Source organism: Streptomyces sp. NPDC048696, from assembly GCF_043198895.1.
In the GTDB taxonomy this organism is placed as follows: Bacteria; Actinomycetota; Actinomycetes; order Streptomycetales; family Streptomycetaceae; genus Streptomyces.
Genome location: NZ_JBICVJ010000005.1, coordinates 1 through 12322, shown reverse-complemented (window position 1 = coordinate 12322; position 12322 = coordinate 1). Strand labels below are relative to the sequence as shown.

Annotated in this window: 11 protein-coding genes; 6 read left to right on the top strand and 5 right to left on the bottom strand. The window is 70.3% G+C overall.

Annotation, left to right across the window (positions count from 1 at the left end; translation table 11 throughout):
- The first annotated feature begins 266 nt into the window (after positions 1-266).
- The 4 genes from leuA to ACGFRG_RS11715 all read left to right on the top strand — a co-directional run bounded on the left by leuA (position 267) and on the right by ACGFRG_RS11715 (position 4572).
- Positions 267-2030 (top strand): 2-isopropylmalate synthase, encoded by a 1764-nt coding sequence (gene leuA / locus ACGFRG_RS11730; protein ID WP_393263333.1) that lies wholly within the window; start codon positions 267-269, stop codon positions 2028-2030.
- Positions 2031-2190: 160 nt separating this feature from the next.
- Positions 2191-2910, top strand: coding sequence for a TerB family tellurite resistance protein (locus ACGFRG_RS11725; RefSeq protein WP_393263331.1), 720 nt, complete (start codon positions 2191-2193; stop codon positions 2908-2910).
- Between the two features lie 56 nt (positions 2911-2966).
- Complete coding sequence (gene recO, locus ACGFRG_RS11720; RefSeq protein ID WP_361434045.1) at positions 2967-3716, top strand: DNA repair protein RecO; 750 nt, start codon at positions 2967-2969, stop codon at positions 3714-3716.
- Between the two features lie 16 nt (positions 3717-3732).
- Positions 3733-4572, top strand: a complete 840-nt coding sequence (locus ACGFRG_RS11715) for an isoprenyl transferase (RefSeq protein WP_361434047.1) — start codon at positions 3733-3735, stop codon at positions 4570-4572.
- A 34-nt stretch (positions 4573-4606) separates the two neighbouring features.
- Here ACGFRG_RS11715 and ACGFRG_RS11710 read toward each other — a convergent pair whose 3' ends face one another.
- Positions 4607-5266: a ScbR family autoregulator-binding transcription factor gene (locus ACGFRG_RS11710; protein WP_361434049.1), complete on the bottom strand. Its 660-nt coding sequence runs from the start codon at positions 5264-5266 to the stop codon at positions 4607-4609.
- 168 nt (positions 5267-5434) lie between these two features.
- Between ACGFRG_RS11710 and ACGFRG_RS11705 the strand changes: the two genes are divergently transcribed.
- Both ACGFRG_RS11705 and ACGFRG_RS11700 read left to right on the top strand, forming a co-directional pair.
- Positions 5435-6376: a ScbA/BarX family gamma-butyrolactone biosynthesis protein gene (locus ACGFRG_RS11705; RefSeq protein WP_393263328.1), complete on the top strand. Its 942-nt coding sequence runs from the start codon at positions 5435-5437 to the stop codon at positions 6374-6376.
- A gap of 11 nt (positions 6377-6387) precedes the next feature.
- The gene (locus ACGFRG_RS11700; protein WP_393263326.1) at positions 6388-7233 is read left to right on the top strand and encodes an NAD(P)H-binding protein; all 846 of its coding nucleotides are present in this window, start codon (positions 6388-6390) and stop codon (positions 7231-7233) included.
- Positions 7234-7296: 63 nt separating this feature from the next.
- Here ACGFRG_RS11700 and ACGFRG_RS11695 read toward each other — a convergent pair whose 3' ends face one another.
- The 4 genes from ACGFRG_RS11695 to ACGFRG_RS11680 form a co-directional block, all read right to left on the bottom strand.
- Entirely contained in the window at positions 7297-8523 is a 1227-nt protein-coding gene (locus ACGFRG_RS11695) for a cytochrome P450 (protein ID WP_361434055.1), read from the bottom strand.
- Positions 8524-8884: 361 nt separating this feature from the next.
- On the bottom strand, positions 8885-9949 hold the full coding sequence (locus tag ACGFRG_RS11690; RefSeq protein WP_393263324.1) for a 2-oxoacid:ferredoxin oxidoreductase subunit beta: 1065 nt from the start codon (positions 9947-9949) through the stop codon (positions 8885-8887).
- The gene (locus tag ACGFRG_RS11685; protein ID WP_393263322.1) at positions 9942-11798 is read right to left on the bottom strand and encodes a 2-oxoacid:acceptor oxidoreductase subunit alpha; all 1857 of its coding nucleotides are present in this window, start codon (positions 11796-11798) and stop codon (positions 9942-9944) included. Before ACGFRG_RS11685 ends, ACGFRG_RS11690 begins: the two co-directional genes overlap by 8 nt.
- A 10-nt stretch (positions 11799-11808) precedes the next feature.
- The coding region (locus ACGFRG_RS11680; protein ID WP_361434238.1) for a biotin/lipoyl-containing protein at positions 11809-12322 on the bottom strand (514 nt) is incomplete at its 5' end.

Below are 12322 nucleotides of genomic sequence, written 5' to 3'. Positions count from 1 at the left end.
CAGTCCCCCTTGGGGCTTTCGTCCCTGGTGTCACCCGAGGCGTCCCGCATACTGAAACGGGACTGCCACCCCGCCGCCGCTCGATTACTCTTCTGCACATCATGCGTTTCGGGCTGCTTCTCCTTAGCTGCCGCGGCGAGGGCCTGTAGTCGTAGGCCGACCCCCTCCCCGCGGGATCTGGTGTTGCGCTTCTGCAGTCGGCCTCCCCCAAGCTCTTGAGGAGCAGGGGGACCCCCAGTCGCAGGACCCCCGAGGAGCCCTTCGCAATGACGCAACACACCTTCGCCGGCCGCCCCACGCCGATCACCAACGCGACCCACACCCAGCGGCCGTCCGGGATGCCGATCCACAAGTACGGCACGTACGACGCCGTGGATATCCCCGACCGCACCTGGCCCGAGCGCCGCATCACCAAGGCGCCGCGCTGGCTGTCCACCGATCTGCGCGACGGCAACCAGGCGCTGATCGACCCGATGTCGCCCGCCCGCAAGCGCGAGATGTTCGACCTGCTGGTGCGCATGGGCTACAAGGAGATCGAGGTCGGCTTCCCGTCGTCCGGCGACACCGACTTCAACTTCGTACGCTCGATCATCGAAGAGGGCGCGATCCCCGAGGACGTGACGATCTCCGTCCTGACCCAGGCCCGCGAGGACCTGATCGAGCGGACCGTCGAGTCGCTGCGCGGCGCGAACCGGGCCACCGTGCACCTGTACAACGCCACCGCCCCCACCTTCCGCCGGGTCGTCTTCCGCGGCTCCAAGGACGACATCAAGCAGATCGCGGTGGACGGCACCCGGCTGGTGATGGAGTACGCGGAGAAGATCCTGGGCCCGGAGACGACCTTCGGCTACCAGTACAGCCCGGAGATCTTCACCGACACCGAGCTGGACTTCGCCCTGGAGGTCTGCGAGGCGGTCTGCGACGTCTGGCAGCCCGGGGAGGGCCGCGAGATCATCCTCAACCTGCCCGCCACGGTGGAGCGTTCGACGCCGTCCACGCACGCGGACCGGTTCGAGTGGATGAGCCGCAACCTGACCCGCCGCGAGTTCGTCTGCCTGTCGGTGCACCCGCACAACGACCGGGGTACGGCGGTGGCGGCGGCCGAGCTGGCGATCATGGCCGGGGCCGACCGCATCGAGGGCTGTCTGTTCGGCCAGGGCGAGCGCACCGGCAACGTCGACCTGGTCACCCTGGGCATGAACCTGTTCAGCCAGGGCGTCGACCCGCAGATCGACTTCTCGCAGATCGACGAGATCCGCCGCACCAGCGAGTACTGCAACCAGATGGAGGTCCACCCGCGCCACCCGTACGCGGGCGATCTGGTCTACACCGCCTTCTCCGGCTCCCACCAGGACGCCATCAAGAAGGGCTTCGACGCCATGGAGGCCGACGCGGCCGCCAAGGGCGTCACGGTCGACGACATCGAGTGGGCGGTGCCGTATCTGCCGATCGACCCCAAGGACGTCGGCCGCTCCTACGAGGCCGTCATCCGGGTCAACTCGCAGTCGGGCAAGGGCGGTATCGCGTACGTCCTGAAGAACGACCACAAGCTGGACCTGCCGCGCCGGATGCAGATCGAGTTCTCGAAGATCATCCAGGCGAAGACCGACGCCGAGGGCGGCGAGGTCACGCCCGGCCAGATCTGGTCGGTCTTCCAGGACGAGTACCTGCCGAATCCGGCCAACCAGTGGGGCCGCATCCAGCTGCGATCCGGCCAGACCACGACCGACAAGGACGGCCGGGACACGCTGACCGTCGAGGCGGCCGTGGACGGCGTGCCGACGGTTCTGACCGGTACCGGAAACGGTCCGATCTCGGCCTTCTTCGAGGCGCTGGCGGCCGTCGGCGTGGACGCGCGGCTGCTGGACTACCAGGAGCACACGATGAGCGAGGGCGCGTCCGCGCAGGCCGCCTCGTACATCGAGTGCGCGATCGACGGCCAGGTGCTGTGGGGCATCGGCATCGACGCCAACACCACGCGCGCGTCCCTGAAGGCGGTCGTCTCGGCGGTCAACCGCGCCGCGCGCTGACACCCCCTGCGGAGGGTTTGCGGCGCCCCACCGGCCCGGTACGGGCGGTGGGGCGCCGTCTTTGCGCCACTCCTCCCTACGGGGTGCTGACGTCGCCTCGTCGGTGTGGCTAACATCACGTCAACGCGGCAGTGTTGCCGGACCGTTACGGAGGTGCGCGGTGGTGCAAGGCCGGGGATACAACGGTTCGAACCCTCGCGCCCGAGGCATCCTCGTACGAGTGTGGGCGATCCGGACATCCTGGAACACCGTCGGCGACGGCGACTTCTTCTGCCCGGAGTGCGGGGGCGACCGCAACTTCCGGCGCAGGACCGGCCGCAGGCGGCTCGCCGTGTTCGGGGTGCCGCTGTTCTCGCGCGGGGACGCCGGGCCCGTCGTCGAGTGCGCCGCCTGCGAGAGCCACTTCGGCATGGACGCCCTGGACCACCCGACCACCACCCGCTTCTCGGCGATGCTGCGGGACGCGGTCCACACCGTCGCGCTCGCCGTCCTCGCCGCCGGCGGCACCTCCTCCCGTACGGTCACGGCCACCGCGGCCGCCACGGTCCGCGCCGCCGGGTACGACGACTGCACCGAGGAGCAGCTGATCGCCCTCATCGAGGCGCTGGCCGCCGACACCGGCCGCTACCTCGCCGACACCGACGCCGACCCGTGCGGCGCCGCCCTCGCCATCGAGCTCCATGAGTCCCTGGAGCCGCTGGCCCCGCACCTGGCCCCGGCCGGCCGTGAGTCGATCCTGCTCCAGGGCGCCCGTATCGCGCTCGCCGACGGCCCGTACAGCCCGGCCGAGCGCGAGGTCCTGACGACGGTCGGCGGCGCGCTCCAGCTGTGCGCGGACGACGTCTCACGGCTGCTCGCGGCGGCCCGCACGCCGTCCTGAGAGGCCGGTTCCGTACGGCGGTCCGGGCGCCGGGGAACCGGTGAAACAATGGGCCCATGAGTCTTTTCCGGGACGACGGCATCGTGCTGCGGACCCAGAAGCTCGGTGAGGCCGACCGGATCATCACGCTTCTGACCCGCGGGCACGGGCGGGTGCGCGCCGTCGCCCGCGGAGTGCGCCGGACGAAGTCCAAGTTCGGGGCGCGGCTCGAACCGTTCTCGCACGTCGACGTGCAGTTCTTCGCACGCGGCAGCGAACTGGTCGGCCGGGGGCTGCCGTTGTGCACCCAGAGTGAGACGATCGCTCCGTACGGTGGCGCCATCGTCACCGACTACGCCCGGTACACCGCCGGTACGGCCATGCTGGAGACGGCGGAACGGTTCACCGACAACGAGGGCGAGCCCGCCGTGCAGCAGTATCTGCTGCTCGTCGGCGCGCTGCGCACCCTGGCGCGCGGCGAGCACGCGCCCGGCCTGGTCCTGGACGCCTTCCTGCTCCGCTCGCTCGCGGTCAACGGCTACGCGCCGAGCTTCGAGGACTGCGCGAAGTGCGGCATCCACGGGCCCAACCGGTTCTTCTCGGTCGCCGCCGGCGGAGCGATATGCGCCGACTGCCGGGTGCCCGGCAGCGTCGTACCCTCTGCGGAGGCGCTCGCCCTGCTGAGCGCGCTGCTGACGGGGGACTGGGTGACGGCCGACGCGAGCGAGCCGAGGCACGTGCGGGAGGGCAGTGGCCTGGTGTCGGCCTATCTGCACTGGCATCTGGAGCGCGGCCTGCGCTCACTGCGGTACGTAGAGAAGAACTGAGGGAGAAGAACTCCACATGGCACGACGCGGAATCCTGGGCGGCCGGTCCCGCCGGGAGTACACGACCCCCGAGCCGCACCCGTCGGGCGCGCGCCCGCCGAAGATCCCCGGCGAGCTGGTGCCCAAGCACGTGGCGGTCGTCATGGACGGCAACGGGCGCTGGGCCAAGGAGCGCGGGCTGCCGCGCACCGAGGGCCACAAGATCGGCGCCGAGCGGGTCCTCGACGTGCTCCAGGGCGCCATCGAGATGGGCGTGGGAAGCATCTCCCTGTACGCCTTCTCCACCGAGAACTGGCGGCGCTCGCCGGACGAGGTGCGCTTCCTGATGAACTTCAACCGCGACTTCATCCGCAAGACCCGCGACCAGCTCGACGAGCTGGGCATCCGGGTGCGCTGGGTGGGCCGGATGCCGAAGCTGTGGAAGTCGGTGGCCAAGGAGCTCCAGGTCGCCCAGGAGCAGACCAAGGACAATGACAGGCTCACGCTGTACTTCTGCATGAACTACGGCGGCCGGGCGGAGATCACGGACGCCGCGCAGGCGCTGGCGGAGGATGTGAAGGCGGGCCGCCTGGACCCGTCGAAGGTCAACGAGAAGACCTTCGCGAAGTACCTGTACTACCCCGACATGCCGGACGTGGACCTGTTCCTGCGCCCGTCGGGCGAGCAGCGCACCTCCAACTACCTGATCTGGCAGAGCGCTTACGCCGAGATGGTCTTCCAGGACGTGCTGTGGCCGGACTTCGACCGCCGCGACCTGTGGCGCGCGTGCCTGGAGTTCGCCCAGCGCGACCGCCGCTTCGGCGGGGCGATCCCCAACCAGGGCCAGCCGGAGCCCGAGCCGGAGTCGGGCGAGTAGCCCCTGATCGCCGCGGGCGGGCCGCCGCCGGAGGTCAGACCGCGGCGGCCTCGCGCTCGGCGGCTTCCAGCTCGGCGGAGATGCGGGCGCCGCGGTCCTCGGCGAAGTCCAGGGCCGCGAGCACCGACGGCACCGCGATGCTGGACATCATGTGGCGCTGCATGACCGAGTGGCGGTGCGAGAGGTCCTGGTAGTCGCTGAGGATCTGCGACATCATCTGCAGCCCCGCGAAGGCCCCCACGTACAGCTCGGCCGTGTCGGAGATGACCACGTTGGGCAGCAGCTCGCCGCGCTGCTGCGCCACGGTGAGCAGTTCGGCGTTGGCCTCGCTCCAGTGCCGGAACGGCCCGCTGCGGTCCAGGCCGTGGGCCTGCTGGTCGAGCGTGAGGCGGACACTCGCCCGTACCAGGTGGTCGGTACGGAGCCGGTGCGCGAGGATCGAGCCGGCGTCGATGAGTTCCTGGAGCTTGATCGGCTGCGGCTGGAGACCGGGGCCCGAGCCCTGCTCGCTGAGGACCCCGTGGGCGAGCGCTTCCTTCGACTGGAAGTGGAAGTAGAGGGCGCCCTTGGTGACCCCGGCGACCTTCAGGATGTCCGTGATGGTGGCGGCCTGGAACCCCTGCTTCTCGAAGACCATGGCCGCGGCCTCCAGGATCGCCCTCCTGGTACGGATCGCCCGGTCCTGCTTCGCCACGCTGCCTCCTCGTTGTATCGCCGCGATGTCAGCGCGGTGAAGCTTTCCGGGGCCGCCCGCCCCCATGTCTTGAAAAAAACCGTCTAGTTTGTATCTTATCAGGGGACGCGCCACTACGGTCTTTCGGTACACGCCCCTGGGGGGAGCATGCCCAAAACGCAGGCAGTCTTGACCGGTGCCCAGCTCATATCCGGCACCGCGGCCGCAAACGCCCTGAACAGCGGCCCTGCGCACACCGTTTCACCCGACCTGGTCCACCGGGCCCGGCCCGCCGACGCGTTCCCGCGCGGCTGGCGGCGCCGCGGTGACGATACCTTCTCGGTCACCGCCAGCTGGCCCCATGACCACGTCTTTTTCGAGCCAGTCTCCGGGGCTCTGCACGACCCGCTGCTCGTCGTGGAGACGATGCGCCAGTCCGCGATGCTCATCGTGCACGCGGGGTACGGAGTGCCGCTCGACTGGCATTTCATGCTCACCGACCTCGAATACGAGGGCCACGCCGACCAGTTGGACGTCGGTGGCGCGCAGGCGCTCATCGATGTCGAGCTGGACTTCTCCCAGCTCGAATGGCGCGGCGGCAGGCTCACCCAGCTGAAGGTCGACTGGACGCTGCGGCGCGGCGGCCGGCTGGTGGCCACTGGAAACGGCCGCGCCCGGATCCTGAGCCCCGGCGTCTACCGCAGGCTGCGCGGCGACAAGGAGTTCCCCGGCGTCCTGGAGCACCTGCCGCCGCCGGTACCCGCCGACCTCGCGGGCCGCTCCCGCGCCGAGGATGTGGTGCTCGCGCCGTTCCCGCAGGAGCGCGTCTGGCGGCTGCGCGTCGACACCACGCACCCCACGCTCTTCCAGCGCCCCAACGACCACATACCCGGCATGCTGCTCCTGGAGGCGGCCCGGCAGGCGGCCTGCGCGGCGCTCGGACCCGCGCCGTTCGTCCCGCTCGCGGGCGGCATAGCCTTCCACCGGTACGCCGAATTCGGCACGACGTGCTGGATCCAGGTGTCCGACGTGCCGGACGCGCGGCCCGGTACGCGCGCCGTGCAGGTCACCGGCCACCAGGACGACAGTCTGGTCTTCCTCGCCACCCTGTCGGCAGCACAAGGAAGTTGACGGAGGCTCGGATGATTCTGGTGACCGGCGCGACCGGGACCGTGGGGCGCGAGGTCGCCCGGCTGCTCGCGGCCCGCGGCCCGCTGCGGATCCTGGCCAGAACCCCGCAACGGGTGACGGAGCGGGGCCCGGCCGTCGAGGTCGTGCCCGGCGCCTACGGCGACCGCGACAGCCTGGAGCGCGCGCTGGACGGCGTCCACGCGGCCTTCCTGGTGACGAACAGCATGACCGAGCCCGACGACGCCCACTTCGTGGCGGCGGCCCGCGCGGCCGGGGTGCGCCATCTGGTCAAGCTCTCCGCGCTCGCCGTCGCCGACCCGGACGCGACCGACCTCATCACGCGTCGCCAGCGCGAGAACGAGACGGCCGTACGGGAGTCGGGCCTCGCCTGGACGCTGCTGCGGCCCCGGGCGTTCATGACCAACACCCTGTCCTGGGCGCCCTCGGTGCGTGCCGAGGGCGTGGTGCGCGCGCTGTACGGGGACGCGCCCAACGCGACCGTCGACCCCCGTGACATCGCGGAGGTCGCGGTACGGGTGCTCAGTGAGCCCGAGGCGCACGAGGGCGCCCGGTACGCCCTGTCGGGCCCGGCGGCGGTCACCGCCGTCGAGCAGACCGAGCGGCTCTCCGAAGCCCTGGGCAGACCGCTGAAGTTCGAGGAACTGGGCCGTGAACGGGCCCGCGCGGCGCTCCTGAAGCGCTACCCCGAGCCGGTGGCCGAGGCGCTGCTCGACAGCGCCGAGCGCCAGCGGGCGGGCGCCAAGGCCGGGGTGTCGGACACGGTCCGCGAACTGACCGGCCGCCCGGCGCGCTCGTACGCCGACTGGGCCCGCGCCCACGCGAGCGCCTTCGCGTGAGCGCGGGCCGTCAGGCGCCCTTACGTACGTAGTACGTAGGTGGCGCGCGGGGCCTCGGCCAGGTCAGCCGTTCAGCAGGACCGGCAGCTCCTGGTGGCCGTTGGAGATGAACGACGGCAGCTGCGGCAGGCGTTCACCGGGCTTGGCCAGGGCCACGTCCGGGAAGCGCTCGAAGAGCGCGGAGAGCGCGACCGTCGCCTCCATCCGGGCCAGCGGCGCGCCCAGGCAGAAGTGGACGCCGTGCCCGAACGCCAGGTGCTCGCGGCGCAGGGGGCGCGACGGGTCGAACCGGTCGGCGTCGTCCCCGTGCACCTCGGGGTCGCGGCCGGGCCCGGCCAGCGCGGCCAGGATCGGCTCGCCCTTGCGGATCAGCACGCCCCCGGCCTCGATGTCCTCCACGGCGTACCGCAGCGGCACATGGGCGGCCGGCGGCTCCCAGCGCAGGGTCTCCTCGACCACGTCCTCCCAGGCCACCTCGCCTCGCCGGGCCCGGGCCAGCTCCTCGGGGTGGGTGAGCAGCGCGTACACCGCCTGGTCGATCAGATTGACCACGGTCTCGAACCCGGCGGAGATCATCAGCAGCAGGGTGTCGACGAGCTCCACCTCGGTCAGACCGCTGCCGTCCTCGTCATGGGTGGCGATGAGGCCGCTGGTCATGTCGTCGCCGGGCTCGGCGCGCTTGTAGGCGATGAACTCGTGCAGCGCGGCGTACAGTTCGCGCCCGTTCGCCTCGGCCTCCTCGGCGCTCACCGACGTCAGGAAGGTGATGTCGATCAGCTTGCAGAGCCGGTCGCGGGAGGCGTCCGGGACACCGAAGAGCTCGCAGATCACCTGTACGGGCAGCGGCCCGGCGAAGGCCGTGCGCAGGTCGACCGCCTCGCCGCGCGGGGTGTCCGCGAGCTTGTCGAGGAGGTCGGAGACGATCCGCGCGACCGTCGGCCGCAGCGACTCCGTCTGGCGCGCGGTGAACGCCCGGTTGGTGAGCTTGCGCAGCCGGCTGTGCTCCTCGCCGTACGCGGTGATCATGCTGCGCACCGATATCCAGATGGCCAGCGGCCAGGTGCGCGGTATCTCGCCGTTGATCCAGGCGGGCCAGTGCAGTTCGGCGTCCTTGGAGACACGCGGGTCGGTCATCAGGCTCTTGAGAACGTCGTTGCTGGTGACCGACCACGCGGCCACGCCGCCGGGCAACTCGACCCGGGTGACCGGGCCGCGCTCGCGGATACGGGCGATCTCGCCGTGGATGTCGGCCCCGGAGGCGTCGATGGCGAACGGGCAGTGCTGGGGCATGGAAGTGCTCCGAAGGGGACGGGAACGGGGGGTGCGTGCCATGCCGACTACTGTGCCCTCCCCCCAGACGCGTGGGCGGGAGGACACTAACAAACCGGAGTCCCGGTTTGACGGCAGGGGTTGGTTTTCAGCCCCGCGTATCCCTTTGCGTCCCCTAGGGCCTGTCCGGTGGATCTTGCCTGGGACGCGGGGGTGTGGCACGCCCATCTGCCGCGTTGTCGTCGGTTGCCGACGCTCCGCGTCGCCGCCCTCCTCCGCCTTGCAGCTGCACGCACCAGCCCCCCGCTCACCAGCACCGAAACGGCGGCCCGGACCGAAGGCGGCCAGATCCACCGGACAGGCCCTAGGGGCCTTGTGTTCCTCAGCCGATGACGGTCCAGGTGTCGTTGCCCGCGAGGAGGGAGGCGAGGTCGCCCTTGCCGCGCTGCTCGATGGCCTGGTCCAGCTGGTCCGCCATCTGCGTGTCGTACACGGCCCGGTTCACGCTGCGGAACACGCCGATGGGGGTCTGGTGGAGCGTGTCCGGGTCGGCGAGGCGGGACAGCGCGAAGGCGGTGGTCGGCGACGCGGCGTGCGCGTCGTGCACCAGGATCCGCGACTCGTTCTCCGGGGTCACCTCGACCACCTGGAGGTCGCCGGTGGCCGGATCGCGGACGACACCCTTGTGCAGGTCGGCGCCGAAACGGATCTGCTCCCCGTGCTCCAGCCGGATCACGGCCTCCTGCGCCAGCTCGTTGTCCTTCAGGACCTCGAAGGCGTCGTCGTTGAAGATGTTGCAGTTCTGGTAGATCTCGATGAGGGCGGTGCCGGGGTGGTCGGCGGCCTGGCGCAGGGTTTCGGTGAGGTGCTTGCGGTCCGAGTCGACCGTGCGGGCCACGAACGACGCCTCCGCGCCCAGCGCCAGCGAGACCGGGTTGAAGGGCGCGTCGAGCGAGCCCATGGGCGTCGACTTGGTGATCTTCCCGACCTCGGAGGTGGGCGAGTACTGGCCCTTGGTCAGGCCGTAGATCCGGTTGTTGAACAGCAGGATCTTGAGGTTGACGTTGCGCCGCAGGGCGTGGATCAGGTGGTTGCCGCCGATCGACAGCGCGTCGCCGTCACCGGTGACCACCCAGACGCTCAGGTCGCGCCGCGAGGTGGCGAGGCCGGTGGCGATGGCGGGGGCGCGGCCGTGGATGGAGTGCATCCCGTAGGTGTTCATGTAGTACGGGAAGCGGCTGGAGCAGCCGATGCCGGAGACGAAGACGATGTTTTCCTTGGCGAGGCCGAGTTCGGGCATGAAGCCCTGGACGGCGGCCAGGACGGCGTAGTCGCCGCAGCCGGGGCACCAGCGGACCTCCTGGTCCGACTTGAAGTCCTTCATGGACTGCTTGGCCTCGGCCTTGGGAACCAGGGAGAGCAGGGTACGTGCCGTCGTCTCAGTCATTGATGGCCTCCTTGAGGGCCTCCGCGAGCTGCTCGGCCTTGAACGGCATTCCGTTGACCTGGGTGTACGACTGGGCGTCGACCACGAACTTCGCCCGGATCAGCGTGGCGAGCTGGCCGAGGTTCATCTCGGGGACGACCACCTTGTCGTAACGCCTCAGCACCTCGCCGAGATTCCTCGGGAAGGGGTTGAGGTGGCGCAGATGGGCCTGGGCGATGGGCACGCCCTCGGCGCGCAGCCGGCGGACGGCGGCGGTGATCGGGCCATAGGTCGAACCCCAGCCGAGCACGAGGGTGTTGGCGCCGCCGAGGTCGTCGACTTCGAGGTCGGGGACCTGGATGCCGTCGATCTTGGCCTGTCGGGTGCGGACCATGAGGTCGTGGTTGGCGGGGTCGTACGAGATGTTGCCGGTGCCGTCCTGCTTCTCGATCCCGCCGATGCGGTGTTCGAGGCCCGGGGTGCCGGGGACGGCCCAGGGGCGGGCCAGCGTCTGCGGGTCGCGCTTGTAGGGCCAGAACACCTCGGTGCCGTCGGCCAGCGTGTGATTGGGCACGGTCGCGAACTGGACGCGCAGGTCGGGCAGTTCCTCGGCGTCGGGAACCCGCCAGGGCTCCGAACCGTTGGCCAGATAGCCGTCGGACAGGAGAAAGACCGGGGTGCGGTAGGTCAGGGCGATCCGGGCGGCGTCCAGGGCCGCGTCGAAGCAGTCGGCCGGGGTCTTCGGCGCCACGATCGGGACGGGGGCTTCACCATTGCGCCCGTACATCGCTTGCAGCAGGTCGGCTTGCTCGGTCTTGGTGGGCAGGCCGGTGGAGGGGCCGCCGCGCTGGATGTCGACGATCAGCAGCGGCAGTTCGAGGCTGACGGCGAGGCCGATGGTCTCGGACTTCAGGGCGACGCCCGGGCCGGAGGTGGTGGTCACGGCGAGCGAGCCGCCGAAGGCGGCTCCCAGGGCTGCGCCGATGCCCGCGATCTCGTCCTCGGCCTGGAAGGTGCGCACGCCGAAGTTCTTGTGCTTGGACAGCTCGTGCAGGATGTCGGAAGCGGGGGTGATCGGGTAGGAGCCCAGGTAGAGCGGCAGATCGGCCTGTCGGCCCGCCGCGATCAGTCCGTACGACAGGGCGAGGTTGCCGGAGATGTTGCGGTAGGTGCCGGCCGGGAAGGCGGTGGTGGCGGGGGCGACCTCGTAGGAGACGGCGAAGTCCTCGGTTGTCTCACCGAAGTTCCAGCCTGCCCGGAAGGCCGCGACGTTCGCCTCGGCGATCTCCGGCTTCTTGGCGAACTTCTGCCGCAGGAACGCCTCGGTGGACTCGGTCGGGCGGTGGTACATCCAGCTCAGCAGGCCGAGCGCGAACATGTTCTTGCTGCGCTCGGCCTCCTTGCGCGGGAGTCCGAACTCCTTGAGCGCTTCCACGGTCAGCGTCGTAAGCGGCACCGGGTGGACGTGGTACGCCTCCAGGGTGCCGTCCTCCAGCGGGGACGTCTCGTAACCGACCTTGGCCATGGGGCGCTTCGTGAACTCGTCGGTGTTGACGATGATCTCCGCGCCGCGCGGTACGTCGGCGAGGTTGGCCTTGAGGGCGGCGGGGTTCATCGCGACGAGGACGTTGGGTGCGTCGCCGGGGGTGAGGATGTCGTGGTCGGCGAAGTGGAGCTGGAAGCTGGAGACGCCCGGCAGGGTGCCGGCGGGGGCGCGGATCTCGGCGGGGAAGTTCGGCAGGGTGGAGAGGTCGTTGCCGAACGAGGCGGTCTCCGAGGTGAAGCGGTCACCGGTCAGCTGCATCCCGTCACCCGAGTCACCCGCGAAGCGGATGATCACCCGGTCGAGACGCTTGACTTGCTTCAGCATGGGTGACTCCTCAACCCTTGATCTCGCAGATGGTGGCACCGGACGTGACGGACGAACCCACCTCGGCCGACAGGTCCTTGACGGTGCCGGAGCGGTGGGCGTTGAGGGGCTGTTCCATCTTCATGGCTTCGAGGACGACGATGAGGTCGCCTTCCTTGACCTCCTGGCCCTCCTCGACGGCGACCTTGACGATGGTGCCCTGCATCGGCGACGCGAGTGCGTCGCCCGAGACGGCGGAGCCCGCCTTCTTGACCGCGCGGCGCTGCGGCTTGGCGCCCGCCGCGAGGCCGGTACGGGCCAGCGTCATGCCCAGCGAGGCGGGCAGCGAGACCTCAAGGCGCTTGCCCGCGACCTCGACCACCACCGACTCCCGCTCGGCGGAGACGTCGTCGTCGCCGTCAGCCGTCGGAGGGACGAACGCCGGGATGGCGTTGACGAATTCGGTCTCGATCCAGCGGGTGTGGATGGTGAAGGGGTCGCTGGTGAAGGCGGGGTCGGTGACGACGGCGCGGTGGAAGGGGATG

Bases quoted from the DNA above. Each gene is read 5' to 3' on its own strand.
- leuA (WP_393263333.1), top strand. From the start codon at position 267: ATGACGCAACACACCTTCGCCGGCCGCCCCACGCCGATCACCAACGCG.
- recO (WP_361434045.1), top strand. From the start codon at position 2,967: ATGAGTCTTTTCCGGGACGACGGCATCGTGCTGCGGACCCAGAAGCTC.
- ACGFRG_RS11715 (WP_361434047.1), top strand. From the start codon at position 3,733: ATGGCACGACGCGGAATCCTGGGCGGCCGGTCCCGCCGGGAGTACACG.
- ACGFRG_RS11700 (WP_393263326.1), top strand. From the start codon at position 6,388: ATGATTCTGGTGACCGGCGCGACCGGGACCGTGGGGCGCGAGGTCGCC.
- ACGFRG_RS11695 (WP_361434055.1), bottom strand. From the start codon at position 8,523: ATGCCCCAGCACTGCCCGTTCGCCATCGACGCCTCCGGGGCCGACATC.
- ACGFRG_RS11690 (WP_393263324.1), bottom strand. From the start codon at position 9,949: ATGACTGAGACGACGGCACGTACCCTGCTCTCCCTGGTTCCCAAGGCC.
- ACGFRG_RS11685 (WP_393263322.1), bottom strand. From the start codon at position 11,798: ATGCTGAAGCAAGTCAAGCGTCTCGACCGGGTGATCATCCGCTTCGCG.